13 protein-coding genes are annotated in these 17,860 nt (G+C 50.3%); 3 read left to right on the forward strand and 10 right to left on the reverse strand.

Features of this window, described 5'->3' with window-relative positions; translation table 11 throughout:
• Window positions 1-140: 140 nt before the first annotated feature.
• The 9 genes from ACR9FF_RS20320 to ACR9FF_RS20360 form a co-directional block, all read right to left on the reverse strand.
• A complete protein-coding gene (locus ACR9FF_RS20320; protein ID WP_435164225.1) occupies window positions 141-1,619 on the reverse strand; it encodes a sulfatase-like hydrolase/transferase in 1,479 nt (492 codons plus the stop codon).
• On the reverse strand, window positions 1,619-2,923 hold the full coding sequence (locus ACR9FF_RS20325) for a sulfatase-like hydrolase/transferase (protein ID WP_435164228.1): 1,305 nt from the start codon (window positions 2,921-2,923) through the stop codon (window positions 1,619-1,621). The genes ACR9FF_RS20320 and ACR9FF_RS20325 overlap by 1 nt, the downstream gene beginning before the upstream one ends.
• Window positions 2,924-2,938: 15 nt before the next feature.
• On the reverse strand, window positions 2,939-3,892 hold the full coding sequence (locus ACR9FF_RS20330; protein WP_435164231.1) for an ABC transporter ATP-binding protein: 954 nt from the start codon (window positions 3,890-3,892) through the stop codon (window positions 2,939-2,941).
• Entirely contained in the window at window positions 3,864-4,859 is a 996-nt protein-coding gene (locus ACR9FF_RS20335) for an ABC transporter ATP-binding protein (protein WP_435164234.1), read from the reverse strand. The genes ACR9FF_RS20330 and ACR9FF_RS20335 overlap by 29 nt, the downstream gene beginning before the upstream one ends.
• 14 nt (window positions 4,860-4,873) lie before the next feature.
• The gene (locus ACR9FF_RS20340) at window positions 4,874-5,731 is read right to left on the reverse strand and encodes an ABC transporter permease (RefSeq protein ID WP_435164237.1); all 858 of its coding nucleotides are present in this window, start codon (window positions 5,729-5,731) and stop codon (window positions 4,874-4,876) included.
• A gap of 23 nt (window positions 5,732-5,754) precedes the next feature.
• Window positions 5,755-6,741 (reverse strand): ABC transporter permease, encoded by a 987-nt coding sequence (locus ACR9FF_RS20345; RefSeq protein WP_435164240.1) that lies wholly within the window; start codon window positions 6,739-6,741, stop codon window positions 5,755-5,757.
• 21 nt (window positions 6,742-6,762) lie between these two features.
• Window positions 6,763-8,448, reverse strand: a complete 1,686-nt coding sequence (locus tag ACR9FF_RS20350; RefSeq protein WP_435164243.1) for an ABC transporter substrate-binding protein — start codon at window positions 8,446-8,448, stop codon at window positions 6,763-6,765.
• Between the two features lie 179 nt (window positions 8,449-8,627).
• Window positions 8,628-10,994: a helix-turn-helix domain-containing protein gene (locus ACR9FF_RS20355; protein WP_435164246.1), complete on the reverse strand. Its 2,367-nt coding sequence runs from the start codon at window positions 10,992-10,994 to the stop codon at window positions 8,628-8,630.
• A gap of 160 nt (window positions 10,995-11,154) precedes the next feature.
• The gene (locus ACR9FF_RS20360) at window positions 11,155-14,826 is read right to left on the reverse strand and encodes a glycoside hydrolase (protein WP_435164249.1); all 3,672 of its coding nucleotides are present in this window, start codon (window positions 14,824-14,826) and stop codon (window positions 11,155-11,157) included.
• A 362-nt stretch (window positions 14,827-15,188) separates the two neighbouring features.
• On the opposite strand from ACR9FF_RS20360, the gene ACR9FF_RS20365 reads away from it, so the two are divergent.
• A complete protein-coding gene (locus ACR9FF_RS20365; protein ID WP_435164252.1) occupies window positions 15,189-16,103 on the forward strand; it encodes an NAD-dependent epimerase/dehydratase family protein in 915 nt (304 codons plus the stop codon).
• 57 nt (window positions 16,104-16,160) lie between these two features.
• Here the strand turns inward: ACR9FF_RS20365 and ACR9FF_RS20370 are convergent, their stop codons facing one another.
• Window positions 16,161-16,799, reverse strand: coding sequence for a class I SAM-dependent methyltransferase (locus ACR9FF_RS20370; RefSeq protein ID WP_435164255.1), 639 nt, complete (start codon window positions 16,797-16,799; stop codon window positions 16,161-16,163).
• 134 nt (window positions 16,800-16,933) lie between these two features.
• On the opposite strand from ACR9FF_RS20370, the gene ACR9FF_RS20375 reads away from it, so the two are divergent.
• Both ACR9FF_RS20375 and ACR9FF_RS20380 read left to right on the forward strand, forming a co-directional pair.
• On the forward strand, window positions 16,934-17,386 hold the full coding sequence (locus ACR9FF_RS20375; protein WP_435164258.1) for a hypothetical protein: 453 nt from the start codon (window positions 16,934-16,936) through the stop codon (window positions 17,384-17,386).
• 22 nt (window positions 17,387-17,408) lie between these two features.
• Window positions 17,409-17,855 carry a hypothetical protein gene (locus tag ACR9FF_RS20380; RefSeq protein WP_435164261.1) on the forward strand — a complete coding sequence of 149 codons (447 nt, stop codon included), beginning with the start codon at window positions 17,409-17,411 and terminating at the stop codon, window positions 17,853-17,855.
• Window positions 17,856-17,860 lie beyond the last annotated feature (5 nt).

Consider the following 17,860-nt stretch of genomic DNA (forward strand, 5'->3'; position numbering starts at 1 on the left):
CCGCGTTACCACCCACCCGGATCCCTGCTGCCTCGCACCAACCGGCAGTTCTCTGAAGCGGTATTTCCCCGGATTTACTTGTCCTCGTCATCGCATTTCGATATGAATTAGCTACACTATAGAGCAGAAGGAATATTCTGTCAATTACTAACTTTTAGACCTAATCTCTCATATTGTTCCGGCGGAGCATCATGAAGATCCATAATCCGAATCAAATGTTTGACCATCTGCTTTTCAATGACGCTATCTTGCAGCGGATGTTTTTGCTCCGGATCCTTCTCCAAATCATACAGCAACGTTCCGAAACGATGTGCCGGGATATACGAGGCTGCGGGGATTTTTAGCGTACGAACCCCTTTGGTAAAGGAAAAGGAATCCGCCAATTCGATTTCCCGTAGTTCCTCTACGCTAAACAGCGAAGCCATATGAGTCGGCATCAATGTATAGTTGAATAACGGTGAATTATCCGGGCGTACCGGGGCGCGCATATAAACATACCTGCCGTCTGTACAATTGACATGCCCGCCGTGAATGCCGAACAAAACGGCTTCTCGATGCTCCTTCTCATTGAAGGAGGGCAATGGAACGCCAATCATATCTTTTGGCACAACTACTCCAAAGTACTCCAGAAGAGTTGGCGCCAAATCTATCAACTGAGTTAAGCTGCCGCTTCGTTCATTTTTCCTCTTATCACGGGGATCCCAGACGAATAGCGGCGTCTTGGCAATCTCGTTGTAAAAGGGCATGATATTTTTGGCCCACCAGTCATGCTCGCCAAGCAGAAAACCATGGTCGGTCGTCACGATCAGCATCGTATCCTGCCATAGATCGTTTTCGTCCATGGCATCCATAACCTTGCCGAGGTAGGCATCGCACATGCTGAGCAACGCCGCATACTCGAATTTGCAGTGTTCAACCTCTTCCCTCGTTTCCTGAACGGGCAAGTAGCCCGGCCAATCGAAATGCCTGCCCGTATAATCATGCGGGTACATGTCTTTGTACTTTTGCGGAGCAAAAAACGGCTCATGCGGATCAAACGCTTCGATTTGCAGCAGCCATCTGTCCTCCTTCCGATTCGTTCGGATGAACTCGATTCCCCTGGAGAAGGTTTCCGACATCGGATGTTGCTGTTCCTCCGTCATGTATTTGCGGTTAATCCAATCCTGACGGAACAAGTGGCTCCGGTATCCATTGAAATCCCCGACATGCTCGGGAATTTCCGGATCCGCAACTTCCCCTTTCCAAGGATCGCCTTCCTGCCCGCGGACGAAATCCCAGGTTGTATACTGACTATGGTACGTTGCTCCTCCGGGCTCCCAATAATGGTAGTGGTCGCTAACCAAATGCGAATATACCTTATTGGCACGCAGCAGAGCAGGCAGGGAATCATCAAATGGCTCCAATGGCCCCCAGCTGCGATGCAAAAAGTTGTATCTACCCGTCAATAAGTCGCGTCTTGCAGGCATGCACGGCATACTCCCTACCCAATGATTATCATAGGTAACGCTTCGCTCGGCCAACCGGCTGAAGTTAGGAGCTTGCGTCCAATCACCGCCGTAAGGGGGAAGCATATGCCGGTTCAGGGAATCAAACATGACAATAATCGCTTTCAATGCCATTACGCCTCCTCTTGAAGGGATTGATACCACTGCCTGACATCCCTCTCCAGCCTCTGAGCGATTTCCGGATATTGCATGGCAAGATTGATCCGTTCGCTGCTGTCCTGTTCCAGATCGGACAAGTGTACGGCATCGGCTTCCGTGCGGCTGAAGTCAAGCTTGCCGTTCAGCACAAGCTTCCACTTGCCTTCGCGGACTGCCAATTGACCCTCGTACTCCCAAAATAGCTGCTTGTGGGGACTCAGGGCGTTTCCGCTTCGTGCATCAAATATGCTATGACCGTCCAGATCGTATCCTTCCGTTCCAACTCCGGACAGTTCGAGCATCGTCGGAAAAATATCCATCATGGCAAACACTTCGTCCGATATTTGCCCTTGCCGATCGGCAAGCCCAGCCGGATAGCTAAGAATAGCCGGTTCGCGGATACCGCCTTCGAACAGGCTAGCTTTATGGCCGCGGAATCGTCCCGCACTGCCTCCGTAATACAAATCCTCTGTGCCGTCCAGCCAGTTGCGGGATTCCGTAGACGGTCCGTTATCGCTGGAGAAGAAAATAATCGTATCTTCATAAGCGCCCTTTTGCTTCAACGCCTCCACGATCTCGCCTACTCCGTCGTCAACGACCGCAATCATCGCGGCCATAATTCTCCGGTCGGGTGGCAGATCCGGAAAACGGTCCAGATAAGCTTTTGGCGCGTGCATCGGGTAATGCGGCGCATTATAAGCGACGTACATAAAATAAGGCTCATCATCGGGAGCGGCATCGATAAAAGCCGTCGCTTCTCTCGTAATGGCTTCCGTCATATATTCGCCGTTTTCCCATACCTCCGTCTCGTTCCGCCACAAATCATGCACGGGATTTACGCCCCCGCCCTGCCCCCAGTAAAAAATATGGGAGTAATAATCAATGCAGCCGGCGCGAAACCCGTAAAACTCGTCAAACCCGTGAGCATTGGGCCCATACTCTGCCGATGCTCCCAAATGCCATTTACCGAACAATGCCGTCTGATAGCCATGACCTTTCAAGGCGGATGCCAGCGTTGTCTGCTCTAGCGAAAGCCCCTTCGTTCCTCTCTTGCCTCCAAGGATAGAGGTGACTCCCGCTTTCGCGGGGTATTTGCCAGTCAGCAGCGAGGCCCTGGACGGAGAGCAGACCGGCGAATTGGAATACCAATTCGTAAACCGGATGCCTTCGCGGGCCAACTGGTCGAGATGCGGCGTCTTCATGGCATCGGAGCCATAGCAGCCCAAATCTCCATACCCCAAATCATCGCAATAAAATAGGATTATATTAGGTCGTTTCATAGAATCTGCCTCCGTTTACGCATAGAGATGGCATCGCACCTGATGTCCGTTTTCCAATTGCGCGATAGCAACCGGCTTGGTCCTGCAAATGTCAGTCGCGAAAGGGCAGCGGTTATGAAAGCTGCAGCAGGCGCCGGAAGCATCCTGCACCTGCGCCTCCACCACTTCGAAGACCTCCGTCTGCTCCCTCCACGGATCGGGAGAAGAATACAGCAGCAGCTTCGTATACGGATGCTGCGGATTCTGGATAAGCTCCTCGGCAGGTCCGTACTCCATCACTCGCCCGGCATACATAACCGCAATTCGGTCAGCCATATATCTGGCACTGCCTAGATTATGGGTGATCATCATGAGCGCCAGGTTTTCCTTCTCCTTCAAATCCAACAGCAAATTCATAATGTCTATGCCGATGGAAACATCAAGCATCGAAGTGGGTTCATCAGCTATGATGACTTTTGGCACAAGTCCGAGCACCTTGGCTATCACCACGCGCTGCTTCTGCCCGCCGGATAACTGATAGGGATATTTATCGATAAAGTCTTCCTCCGGGGTTAAACCTACCTTTCTCAGCAGCTCTAGCACATGGCTTCGCAAATCTCCTTGCGTTAACCGATGCACCTGCAGCGGCCGGCTTATAATATAACCGATAGTGTGATGCGGGTTTAAGGCGGCGAAAGGATCCTGGAAAATCATTTGCACAAAGGTAGGCAACTTCTTGCGCAGCTGCCTGTTCGTACGCAGGGATTCCCCGTTATACACGATATCGCCGGATGTTGCCGGGATGAGATTGGTAAGCATGCGGGCAACAGTGCTCTTGCCGCTGCCGGATTCCCCAACAATCGCTAGTACTTCCCCGGCTTCCAACGTAAAACTGACGTCCTGAACCGCATGAACCTGTTTCTTGCGGAACATCGAGCGGGAACTGAATACCTTCTCCAGCTCATTCACATGCAGCAGAGGCTTGCTCACGGGATAACCCCTCCTCGGAATAAAGATGGCAGGCAATCTGTCCCTTTTCATCCTGCATTAACATCGGCTGCTGAGTCTCGCACAACGCGAGCGCCTGCGAACAGCGCGGGCAAAAACGGCAGCCTGCGGGAGGCCGGATCAAATCCGGCGTATGGCCGGGGATGCCGGACAATCTTTGCTTCGGTCCGGATAACGACGGAAAGGAATTCAGCAGTCCCTGCGTATAAGGATGTCGCGGCTTCTGCAGTATTTGTTCTCTTGAAGTCACTTCAACCAGCTTACCTGCGTACATGATGCCGATTCTGTCGCACATCTCCAGCATTAAAGGGAGATCATGCGTAATAAAAAGAATGGAGAAGCCAAACTTTTTTTGAAGCTCCATAATCTTGCGGATAATGCCGTTCTGGACAACAACGTCAAGCGCGGTTGTTGGTTCGTCCATAATAACGAGGCTTGGCTGCAGGGCTAATGCCATGGCAATAACGACCCGCTGCCGCATACCGCCCGACAACTCATGCGGATAACTGTCCAGCCGGTCAACCGGCAGATCCACGAGCCGCATTAATTGCTCTGCTCTTTGCCGGGCCTCCTTGCCGACATGAGGATCATGCGCCAAAATCGCATCGGTTAATTGATCGCAAATTTTAAGCACGGGATTTAAATTATTCATCGCGCTTTGCAGCACGATGGATATCTTGGACCAGCGCAGCCGGTCGAATTCCTCGTTACTCAGCGTCGTTAATTCCGTTCCGCCGAGCTGCACGCTCCCGCCCGCGATTCGGGCCGGGTGGCGAAGCAGCCTGCTTACGCCAAAAGCCGTTGTTGATTTGCCGCAGCCGGATTCGCCGGCAAGACCAAAGATCTCTCCTTTTCCAATGGAGAAAGTGACATCGTCCACTGCTCTTACAACCCCGCGCGCTGATGCATACTCGATGCTTAAATGTCGGACCTGGAGTAAATCAGCCAACCTAATCCCTCCTTCTACAGGGCTGCGTTTCCGCGATTCGCCCGATATTTTTCCAAGATGCCGTTGCCGATTAAGATAAATCCGAAGCAGAAGAAAGCAATCGCGAGTCCCGGCGGGAGAATCCACCACCAGGCATGGAATAATACCGCATTGTTCGCGTTAGCCAGCGCCAAGATCGTACCCCAGCTCACATTCGTCGGGTCTCCTAATCCGAGAAAGCTTAGTCCCGCTTCCGCCAGCACGGCTTGCGTCGTAACAAGTACCAGATTGGCCAGTATAACGGGAGTGATATTAGGCAAGATTTCGCGGAACATAATTTCCCAATCCTTCATTCCAACCATCCGGGCCGCTTCTACGTATCCGCTTTGCCTTTCGCTCATCGTCTGGCTTCGGATGCTTCTTCCCATATAGAGCCAGCTTAACGAACCTATGATCACGATGGTGCTCATCGTCCCCATAGACGGCAGGAACGAAGCGAGAATAATCATAAGCGCTAGCGTAGGAATAATCAGGAACAGATCCACGATCCGCATGAGCGACTCCTCAATCCAGCCGCCTTTATATCCGGCAACGATACCAACCGCGACGCCGATTACCGTGGTGATCAAGCCGGCAAGTATCCCGACCCAGAAGGAAGTCCGTGTTCCGTAAATCATTTGGCTCAAGACATCCTGTCCATAGCTGTCCGTGCCAAGCCAATGGCCGAAAGACGGCGGAAGCCAAGAGTCGAAGCCGATAAAGTTCTTCGGATAAGGTGCAACCCAGGTACCAAACAAGGCAACTCCTGTAAAAAACAATAGAATAACGAGTCCCATCTTTCCTTTTATGCCTGGAAAAGCGGACCATCCTGCCTTCACTATTTTTTTCATCATTGGTTGTTTGCCTCCAATGCCAGTTAATTGAGCGCCACTCGGGGATCAATGAGCGGATAGACAAGATCGGCGATCAGATTGCAGACGATAACCGAAATGGCAATACATAAGAACGCTCCCTGGATCAACGGAAAATCATGATTCAGAATCGCATTGAAGGTAACCAACCCCACGCCGGGATAAGAGAATACAATCTCCGTCGTGATCGCCCCGCCAATGACATGTCCGAGGGAAGTCATTAATCCGGTAAAGGAAGGAAGCAGCGCATTCCTCGCGCCGTACCTATACTTCCTTCTGCTTGCGCGAAGCCCTTTGGCCTTGGCCAGAAGCATATAATCCTCCGACAGCACGCGCATCAGGTTGTTGCGTAAGACGAGGATATGTCCCGCCAGAGTTGCGATAATTAAAGTAAATACCGGCAAGAAGGCGTGATAAATAACGGATTTTGCTTTTTCCAGCCAGGAGAAGCTGTCGTAGGCCGGGTCTACCGCCTGCCCTAACGGGAACCATCCCAGATAAAAGGAGAAGATCATAATAAAAATGATAGCGATCCAAAAGAAAGGAACCGAATTGAGAAAAAAGGAAGAAAACAACGTTGTATTATCGAATAGCGATCCCGGCTTCCATGCGCCTCGGATACCGATAAGCCATCCGATTAAATAGCTGAGTAAGGTTGCTATTAGAACCGTTCCGAGTGTCCAGGGCAACGCCTTCAGCATGACATCCGCTACGGGCGACGGAAAGTTGGCGTACGATACGCCAAGATTGCCATGGAGCAGTTGCTTCATGTACTTCGCGTATTGGTACCAGAGGCTGGGGTTATCCAGCCCGAATTGTACTTTAAGCGCGTCGGCCACTTCCTGGGATCCCAGAGCCTTTTCCGACGCAAGAGCGCTCGCCGGATCGCCCTTCATCAGCCTAGGGAGCAAGAAATTCAAGGTTACCGCAACATATAACGTGATCAGGGCGATTCCGATTCTTTTGATAAGATAAACCGAATTGTAGCGCATCGAACGTGTCTCCTCTCCGGATTACTTCTTCTTGATTTGCATCAGGGAAAGAGCGGATGTAACCGGCAAATCCTCATTGTAATCCGTGAATTGATCGACACGGTACGGAATATGTCCGCCAACGTTATACATGACGGCTACCGGTGCTTGTTCGGAAATCCGGCTTTGAATTTTCCCATAGAGCTCTTTCCGTTTGCCGGCATCGGCGGAAGAGGCTTCATCCAGCCATTGATCAACCTCCGAATCCCGGAAGCGCATATAGTTGAGACCTGGTGTATTCTCGCCCGTTGGCGCCGTCATTTTGCTATGGAAAATCTCCAGCTGAGCTTGCGGATCCGGCGGCGTTTGAATCCCGTTCTGCAGCAGTTCATAGTCTCCCGACATCAACAGCTTCGTCAGCTCCGGCCATGTTACCAGCTTAACGGTGGTCTCGACGCCGATGCTCTTCAGCCATTCCGTAATCATGGCGCCTTCTTTGTTTTGAGCCGGCGCGTTGGCAGCCATATGGTAGGTGAACGAAAGCGGCTTGCCATCCTTCTCATAGATGCCTTTGCCATTTTTCTTATAACCCACGGATTCGAGCAGCTTGGTCGCTTCATTCACGTTATAAGCGTAGGATGGGTTATCAATTAGGCCGGAATCCGCCATGTCGCTGAATACGGAGGACAAAAAGCCCGGATTGGCGGGAAATACGCCGTTGGATTCGCCTTTTTCGATTAGCGATTTGCGGTCGATCGCGATTTGGATCGCGCGCCGTACAGCTGTGTCGTTAAGCCCTGGCTTTTCATTGTTCATAATGACGGAGAACGTGTTTAAACCGGGATACACCTGCAATTTATTCACGGGATTTTCCAGCAGTTTCGGCACGCTTGGCATGGCGACAGTTCCGGTTGAGCCTTGCACGTCCCCTTTTTCCAAGGCAAGCGTTAAGGTGGAAGAGTTATTGAACCGGTCCACGAATAATTGATCGATGTTCGGAGAGCCAAGGAAATAATCCGCGTTCTTGTCCAGAACTATAGCGCTTTCATTTATGCTTTTAAATTGAAACGGCCCCGTGCCAATCGGCTGTTTGTTCAGGAACTGGGACGGATCTTCTTTTTCGTACTGATGTTTCGGCACGATATAGACGGTTGATAAATAGAAAGGCAAGGATGGGAAGGTATTGCTTAATTTGAACACAACCGTATCGCTGTCCTGCGCGGTCACTTCCTGCAGCCTGCCGTCCCCCCATAATTGATAACGGTCAAGCACCTTATAGTCTTTCAAGGTATTAAAGGAATAGAGCACATCGTCGATGGAAAAAGCGGTGTCATCCTGCCATTTTGCATTCATATTCAGCTTGACGGTATACGTTTTGTTATCCGCGGACCAAGTTCCTTCACCTTCGGCCAATCGAGGAACCAGCTCGCCTTTTACAGGATTGAAGTAGTATAGAGGATCAAATACGTAATCGAAGAATGGCGCCCAGTTGCCGGTGGCAAGAAACGGGTTAAAATTGGTCACCTGCTCCGGATTTACTGTTTCCCCGAGATGGTATACGACAGCCCCTCCTTTATTAACAGGCTTCGAGGAACTTGTCGTATCCGACTGCCCTTCCGTACCGGTCTGCGCTTGCGACGTTGAGTTGCTGCAACCGCTGAGTACGCTTGCGAGTAAGACCAACGCGCTTAACAAAATCACGGACGTTTTTCTAGAACCCCACTTCATTTGTATCTTCCTCCTCAAGAAAAGATGGTGTTGTAGACATGCGAAATCTACAACACCGATCATAAAGACAAGATGCGTTTTCCGTATATAGACCATTTCCGAACTATGTAACCGGGTACTCCGAGTGCCTCCCATAAAGGTATGGACCTTTTCTGATATCGTTCACATGCCGCGTAAAATCAGTATATTTCATCTTGATTGAGCTTTTTGGGAGCGTGAATATCCCTGTATTCGCCCGGGGTCATGCCTTCGTACTTTTTGAATATGCGGTTAAAGCTGCGCTGATTGGCATACCCGACCGAAGCGCCGATATCCTTGACGGTGAGCTCGCTTGTCTTCAGAAGCTCCTTGGTTTTCTCCAAGCGCAGCGAAATGACGTAATCCATAAACGTCACGCTGATCTCCTGCTTGAACAAACGGCTGACATAAGAAGGATCCAGCTGCAATTGGTCGGCTATGCCTCCGAGCGAAATTTCCTTGTCGAAGTTATTTTGTATGTACGCTATAATCTGCTTCGCTACTGACTCCGGTCCGCTCCTCTTCTCCGCGCAAAAACGACGGTTGGTCTCTCGGATATAATCCTGTACAGCCATTGCAACATCGTATACAGTCTCCATGCGAAGCAGCTTTTCCTGCAGCTTAGCCAGCTCATTGTCGTTATGCAAAGGCAAGCCAAGATCAACGGAACGGTGGAATACCTCAATCATTAGCTGAAAATAAGCATGCTGGATAAGAGGAAACGGCAATCCCTCCGCGCCTTCGGCCACTTTTTCCAGCTTCCGAAGCTCCTCTTCGAATTTCTCGGAAGGCTCTTCCCGGATTAATAAAAGAATTTCGCGTTTTAATGCGGCGAGTTTGCGGATCAGAAGCTGGTCGCCGGGCTTCTTTTCCGACGCAAGCCAGCTTGGCGCAATGCTTTCATAGCCTTTAAACGCCCGGCCTTCCAGAGCCTCGAAAGCTTCGCGATAGGATTCGCTTATATCGCCTGCCTCCGGCTTGAGCTCGCCTATTCCGATACTGACGGTCAAGTTCAAATATTCACTGACTGCTGCCTGAATTCTCCCTGCCAATTCGGGCGTCTCCTGAAAGAAAGCTTCCTTAATCATGGTTTTCTCCGGGTTGCAGATTAGAATAATATCTCTACTCTCGGTGTGCAAAGGGTAACTGCGGCACAGCTGCCCGGTAATCTCGCCGGCTAGCTTCGCGATAAAATAACGAATCAGGCTTTGGTCAAAGCTCCCGTATGTATTTATATAACCATGGTAATTATCGATGCGGATAACCATAACGAAGAAGCCTTCGCGCGAGACCGGCAACTGATAGTACTCAAATTTCGCAAACCGTTCCTCATGCAGCTTTGTCCGTTCATGAATTAATTGTTGAAGGAAGCTCTGCTGTAAAACCGGCCAGTTTTCCTTCAGCTGGCTTTCCATTTCAGCCCCCTGTTCCTTCATCGTTATGAAAGCGGAGAACAGCATGGACATCTCACTTTGATCCTGAAGCGGGACGACAGACTTCCAGTCCTTCTTGTTAATTACCATCTGCACCAAGGAATGAATGGGGCTGTAGATTCTAAGGGTTAAATAAAAGGCGGCAAGCACGGCGGCCACGATACTGAATGCCATTAGAATCAGCATAAAATTCTGAATTTCTTTACTGCTTTTGTATAAGGAGCTTGTTGGTATAAGGTCGACATATTTCCAACCCGTATAGGGCGACGAAACGGCCGTAAACGAGTATTCGCTGCCGCGGAATTTGGTTGTAAAAGCCGATATGTCGCTGCCCAGCTTGTTTTGAATAATCGCGAACTCATCGCCTGGTACCTGTCCCCCCGTATTGCTGTTGAAAGCAAGCGAAGAATCCGGACTGACCATCCAAATTTCTTCCCCTTGCCGCATCAACCGAAACGACGGAATTTGAAACAGCGCTTGTTGGTTCATATTGACCACAATGGCGCCGCGTACGGGAGAGCTGGCCCAAGGCGTGGTACGGATCAAGGTTACCTGCGTCTCCGATAAGTTTTTATTCTCGTCCGGATAATTCCGGACAAACCATTTCCCTTCCGTCCGGCTCATTGCGCGATAAAAAGGGAGCCAAATCAAATCCTCCGTTTCCCCCGATTTTACCGGACCGATTAAGGCAGACTGTATTTTATCGCTAGCCGCATAATACACATAAATCGATTCAATATAGGGCGAAGTAATGTAAGAATCGAGCATATAGCTTTTGATCTCATCCACATCAGCTTCGGAAGGACCGTCATTTCCCGCTTCCATCGCTTCCGAAAAAGCGCGGTTCTGCGCGAGCCTGATTGTAATTTGATCGACATCATTGAGGATCGTATCCATTAGCCGCCGCGTCTGCTCCAGCATCTGAAAGCTGGACTGCTTTACCTCGGTCTTAACTACGCTCTGGCTATGGCGGTTCGCGAAAAAACCTACGACAAATACCGTAAACACGACGAGCAAGACGAGCAGGAACAAAATCCTAAAAAATAAGCTTCGGAATTTGAAGCTCGAAAACGCAACCTTAATAAGACTAATCATTCCTCCCCCTCCGCCTATCCAGTTTCACATCATCCTTCCCCACTGTTTTCCATTTCGTGCCCTCAATCCCCTTTCCGCAAAATGCGATTTTTCAAAAATTTATGTCGCACGCAATAAGGCCGGTATCCTGCAGGATACCGGCCTTATTGCAATTAATCCGTTACTTCTCGATCTTAATCCAGGCAATCATCGGCTTGGAGTTGCCGGCCTTAACCGCTTTTACAACAATCTCGCCGTTTACTGCCGCAATACTGTCGAATACCTTCGCTTCGCGGTTTGAGCCAATGACGTAATTGCTCAACTTAGTCTCTCCGTTAATGGTCAGGTCCATATTCCGGTCGCTAGCCTTCCATGGGTCATAGAAGCCAACGGTTACTTTATACGTACCTTCCTGCAGCTGGAAACGGTACGCGATTCCTTTGCCGTTCTCGTTGCCGTCGTATTGGCGGATCGTCTCGTAAGCGTCTACCGGCGAGGTTTGAGCCCATGTCTTTCCGTCATCGGCTGCATAGCCCCACATCATGCCCGTAATGGGATCAAGGCCGTATTCCTGCTCCTCTTGCGATTGGAAGATGCCAAGCACTTCGCCGTCCTCCAGCGTGCCAGGCGTTCCATCCCCGGCATCCGCATAATAGACGACTTTGTTATTCGAGTTAGGCGTTGCATCCATTGGAGCGGATTCCGAAAGAGCTTCGCCGCGAACGGCAACGACCTTAAACGAATAAACCGTGCCGTTCTGAAGGCCCGTCACAACCGATGAGCCTGGTGCTGCCGTAACCTCTGCAGCCGTTCCTCCATTCTTTGGCGCGTAACGGATCAAGTAGCTGTCCGCTCCGTCCACTTCCCTGTATTGAAGCACAACCTGCCCGTCGCCCTCTTTGATCTGATAGATTTCCGGTGCGGCTGTCAGGTTTTCCGGCTTACGGGCAACCTGCAGGTAAGCGAATTGCGCGTCCGCCCAGCTATGCAGTCCAACGCGTCCGCTTGTGTACGTGGAATCTTTTACGTCAAAGATGAGATTGCCGTCCAGATAAGCTTGAATATGCTGACCGTCAAGCTGTACCTCCATCTTGTAATACTCGCCTAATTTGGGCGAGAAGGGTACGGCTTCGGCCAAGTTTTGCCCGTCTCTGCGAAGGAACAGAATGCCGTTCTCAAAGCCGAACACATAACCCTTCGAATAGCTGCTGCCGCGGAACGTAATTCCCCAATCCGCTTCGCCGAGCGCATGCTTCGCTACCGCGGTAATGGTACCGTCAATGATCGAAAGATTGTTTACGCCAATCTCGCCGCGGTTATTGCCGCCGGAAGCATGCTTCAGAAGTCCGTCTTCCACCACCCATTTGCTGACGTCCTGCGTGTAGCCCGCCAGATTTCCGCTTGTGAAATCGTCCTTGAACCGGATTTCCCCATTGGCAGGCGTTACCGAGGTTTCGGTATAGCCGGTTCCTTTACCGCCTTTGCCAATCGTCGAGACGCGCACGGTTACCGCTTCTCCGTTGGTTAGACCGGTTAATACGGTTTTGTTGCCGCTGATCTGCTGGACATTGTTGTTCAGAGAGGTTTGAACCGTATATCCTGCAGCTCCTTCAACGGCACCAAACGTAAGCAGAGCTTCCCCGTTGCCCGGAATCGCCACCAGCTTGCCCGGTGCGGCAATGTCCGGCTTTACCGTAAACTCAGCCGTAGGCTTGCTGGAGCTGCTGCCGTCCACGGCTTCCACAACGCCGTAATACGCCGTTCCGTTCGCAAGTCCGTCAATCTGTATCTTACCGTTAGGTACTTCGGCCAAAACTTGCTTGTCGTAATTCCCTGACTCGGTGCCATAACGAACGCGATAGTCAGATACGCCAATCTGGGTATCGTAAGCGAGGACGAAGCCTCCATCCATATTTGCCGCTTTTACGCCGGATGGCGCAAGCAGCTTAGGCGTACCGTAAGCTTTCTTGGATGCGGGGCCAAAGCCCTTGTCATTGCCTGCCCGAATGGTTACGTCATACTGCTGATCATTTTTCAGACCTTGCAGGATAACCGTATCGGTGGACATATTCGACAGCTTTAATACCTTCTTGTCATTTTTGCTGCCGTATTCCACTTCGTACTCATAAGCGCCTTTTGGAGCATTGAAGTCGATTTTAAGGCCTTTGTTAAGCGGCTCTACCTTCACGATTTGAGGAGCATCCGGCTTTTTGTTTTCTTTTACGACATCGCCATTAAGCGTCACGATGGAACGGGCCGGGATTACCGCATCAAACGAGCCGTCTGCCGATGCCGGAATGTCCGCGCCTCTCTCCAGGTCCTTGTCTGACGATGTGACGTAAGGCTTCAATACATGAACCGCCTCATGCTTGTCGATGCCGCTGACTTCAACCTTGATATGCTGCTCCTTCGCGCTGTCGTTGACGAACACCGTCGTAACGGTATTTTCCCCGTCATGCTTGTAAGCCGATCCGAGCAGCGCGCCGTTACGCGCGTTATCGTCAAGGCCGGAGAGCGCGATGCGCTCCGCGCCCGGACGGATAAATTTACTGTAGTTGCCAAGCGTCCAGAGCATCTTGGAAGTGAGGATATTTTGTTCGTCGCCCGGGTTATGGAAGTCGGTATAGATCAGGCCGTCCTTGTAATCTCCCGCGGATACCGCCGTCCACCACTGCCAAGCGGAAGCATTTGCTCTCGACAGGTCGAAATGGATCGTCTTCGCGATATAAAGCGCCGGATCAATGCCAAGGTCGCGGCCGGGACCGTAGTCCCCTAGAATGCAATATTCGCTCATCCAGTAAACCGCTTCGCGGTCGTATTTGTTCAAATTGGAGAACAGCAAATCTCTTAACGTACCGTAACGGTCATCTCCCGTCTTGCTGTAATCCGACCAGTAGGAGTGGGAAGCGATATGATGGCCAACCGCTTCCTGAAGCTCCGGATCGCCGAGCAGGTCTTTAATATATTCGCGGTATTTGCCAACGCCAAGGCTATTGGAGCCGCCACTATACTTCTCTTGGCCCGAGAAGGATTTGAACACTTCGTCATCCAGCAGTGCCGTAATCTCTACGCCATCCGGCGCGCTGATCTGCGTCTGCAGTCCTTTGGCTTGCAACTGCTTATACAGCTCGAGAATGACTCGCTTAATATCGTCGTTGTTATATCGGTTGCCTTCCTGGCCTGCTTTGTTCCAGTCCCAGGTCGGTTCATTAATCGGGCTGATATAGTTCAGATTAATGCCTTGTTCCTTAAAATGTTCAATGACATCCGTCAGGAAGGACGCGAACTCGTCTTCATACCCCTCCTTCAGGTTTGTGGATCCAACCGTGGAATCCGGCTGCGCGTGGCCGTTCTTTGTCATCCACACCGGAGGACTGTTAACGAAACCGATAAGCGTATCTACGCCGCGGTTTTTGGCTGCCTGCAGAAACCATTGTTGACCGGCTTGCTTGCTCCAGTCGTACTCGCCATTCTCGGAGGACTTGAACGATTCGACGCGGCGCCAAGGATCGGTAATGATGGTTTTGTCCGTCTCGGTTGAGCCCGCCCCGATATTGAAACGCCAAGCGGTAAGGCCAATCCCCTTGTCCCTTGAGAAGAGCAGATCCGCTACCTTGTTCTTATTCTCCTCCGTCCAGTTCTTTCCGAGCTGCTCCATACTCCAGGCGTCGGACGCTCCGAAGTTATCGATGGTCTGGAAGGTGGTTGAGGCATCGACTTTTACGACGGCATCATACGCGACCGGTGTCTTTGCAGTCTCTGCCGCATAAGTCGGGCTCCCCAGCGAGGTAAGGCTGATGACGGTACCCAGCATCGCTGCCGCGGTTCTTTTCTTAAGCTTGAACGGTTTCAATCGTCTTCCCCCTTAAATTGAAATGGTCTGGACAATTAAGAAAACGGTTTCATGAAACCGGTTTCTTAAAGCTCCAAAAAGGTGGAGCACGTCATTTTATGAAGGGCTCCACGCTCTCGATTTTACTTCCTGCCTCTTCGCTCCACATCCTACTTTGCTCCTAAAAATCCCGTCTTTCAGCCGCTATTTTTGTCTAATCCTAGCTTTTCTTGTTGAATTAACAAATGGAAAAAGCAGTCGCGTTCCTGCTGTCTTTGTGTCCGCTTCGAATAAATTGGCTCCAGTCTATGAGATATATACCTTATTCCGAGCTCGAGGCTTGCACGTACTATGAAGCATATCGTCAATTGAGGAGTTGAATAATGAAAGCTTTAGTTACTGGAGGCGCCGGCTTTATCGGCTCCCACCTGACAGATGCGCTCGTTCAAAGCGGCGCCGTTGTCCATGTCATTGATAATTTATCTACAGGCTTCAGACACAACGTTCATCCTGAAGCGGTTCTCCATGAGCTGGATATGAATAGCGATGAGGCTATGCAGACCATAAAGCAAGTCAGACCGGATATTGTATTTCATATGGCCGCGCAGGTCGATGTCCAGCGTTCGGTAGCTGACCCGGCTTTTGATGCTTCGATCAATATTGTCGGAACGATTCGCCTGATGATGGCATGCCGGCAGGCTGAAGTCGGCAAGCTTGTTTTTTCTTCTACCTCCGCTGTTTACGGCGATGCCAATAAAGAAAGAAATTTGGAGGATGCCGTTACAGCACCCATCTCCTATTACGGACTGTCCAAGCTTACTGGAGAAAACTATATCCGGCTGTTTCACAAAATGTACGGTCTCCCCTATACGATATTGCGCTACAGCAACGTGTATGGCCCGCGGCAGAACGCTACCGGGGAAGGCGGCGTCGTTTCCATTTTTATGAATAAGTTAAAACAAGGCCTCCCCCTTCACGTAAACGGAAGCGGCAATCAAACCAGGGATTTCATCTATGTGCAGGATGTTGTGCAAGCGAACTTGGCAGCTATCCATCATGGAGACCAGGAAACAGTCAATATCAGCACGGGACTGCGCACTTCCATTAACAATCTGATTCATATGATAAAGCTTATCCATGGTCAAAATGTCGACATCCATTACGGTCCGCAGCGGCCGGGGGATATTATGGACAGCTGCCTGGATAATACAAAAGCCAATCAACTTCTAGGCTGGCGGCCTGCAAGCAGTCTGTTTGAAGGACTCTCCCAAACCTATCAGCATGTGCCAATGAAATAACAAGAAAGCTAATAGCCGCTGCAGCCAGCGGCATATTAGCTTTCTGCTTCATTTCCTTCACTTAGTGGCCACATAAATAATGGTAAATCCATCGTCTCTTCCGGGCACAATCTCGTACGTCTCGTTATCTTGCGTTACGGCTTGCTGGATATGAAAGCCATTCTTAACAAGAAGATTGCGCAGCTCTTTCGGACGATAATGACGATAATGATGAGGGTTTACCCCATGCAAAAAGTAAGGGTTCTTTAAATAAGGAATAACGTTCTCGTTAGGCGCCGATATAAGCAGCACCCCGCCTTTATTCAAGCATTGATACAGCTTCCGGATAAATGACTGGTCATCCTTCATATGCTCGACGGTCTCGAAACAGATGATGATATCGTAGCTTGGCAGAGGGAGCTCCTCGTGAAAGGTGCCGGATAAATCAGTCTGGCAATAAACGGTTTTGTGGGAGAAGAAGTGATGAACCGCCCAATCTAAACCGTGCTGAGACTTATCCACTCCGACCGCTAATGTACATGCAGAATGAGCGGCCATATAATGCGTACCGAAACCTGAACCGCAGGCTGCATCGAGCAAAATATCGCCAGGGCGGATAAAACGTACCGCATATTGATAGCGATAGTAATGATCCGGCATGGCATCGTCTACTGACGTTGCATACATTCGTTCCATCTTGGCAATTTCGTCATCCATTTTTTCGCCTCCAGTAACCATAAAACCAAACTTGATTCCGCATAACAGATATTTACCGGGGGATATCTGTACATTGCAATCTTCTAAATCTATGAATCTAATATATGAAAAGCAGAAACGAGGAGGAGATCAGCTTGAGCGACTGGATAGATTTTTCTGCGCAGGAGGTTTCTGTCGGAGCGGGATCGCTGCCGTTGTCAATAGCCACGGGTACCGAGATTTTGCTAACTTCTATCTTTCTTCCTATTGCGGATCATCAAACCCGGATTAACGGTTATGCAACAATCGGCTGGGAAACTCCTCTGTTACAGAACACGCAGCATATCAACATGATTTTTCGAATTCGCCGAGGCGGGTTTACATCGGCCCATAAGTTGATTTGCTGGGTCGTCGATTCCGTCTCCCTAGGCCATGACGTTCCCATATTAACGCTAGATAAGACTTTATCTTTGCAGTTCACCGATCTGCCAAGTTCAGAGAACATTGGAACCTATCAACAATACTGCCTGACAGCAGAGCTCGTGGGTACGGGCATCGTAACAATCTCCGGGCCAATCACGCTTATCGGCGGAACGTTTAACCTTTAAAAAGAGGAGGGCAACAAAAACGATGGCTATTCAAGATTCCGCTTCGATAAGAGTACTGCCGGGCACTCATTCCCTCCCGCTTCCTATCTCTTTCGGTACAGAAACCTTGCTGACATCCCTATTTCTGAAGTGCTCTAGCCCTGAGAGTAAAATCTTTATCGAAGCCTCCGTCTGCTGGAGAGCCGAAGCATCTCTGCTGCCCATTGTGCCGAAAATCATACTCCGGCTAAGACGCGGCGGCGTTACTCCGGCTTTCCCCGAAGTCTCTCAAATCGCTGACTCCTGCTACTGGACTAACAATATGTCGCCAACCTCTGTCACAACCACCTTTTATCACGTGGAATCTCCCGAGCCTGGAACAGACGGATTATATCAGTCCTATTATCTGACGGCAGAATCAGCCGGTATCGGCACAATAACGGTAATGGGTCCGATCGTACTAAAAGGAACAACAATCGGGTATTCCTGATGATT

The organism is Paenibacillus glycanilyticus, assembly GCF_051200795.1.
Classification (GTDB): domain Bacteria; phylum Bacillota; class Bacilli; order Paenibacillales; family Paenibacillaceae; genus Pristimantibacillus; species Pristimantibacillus glycanilyticus.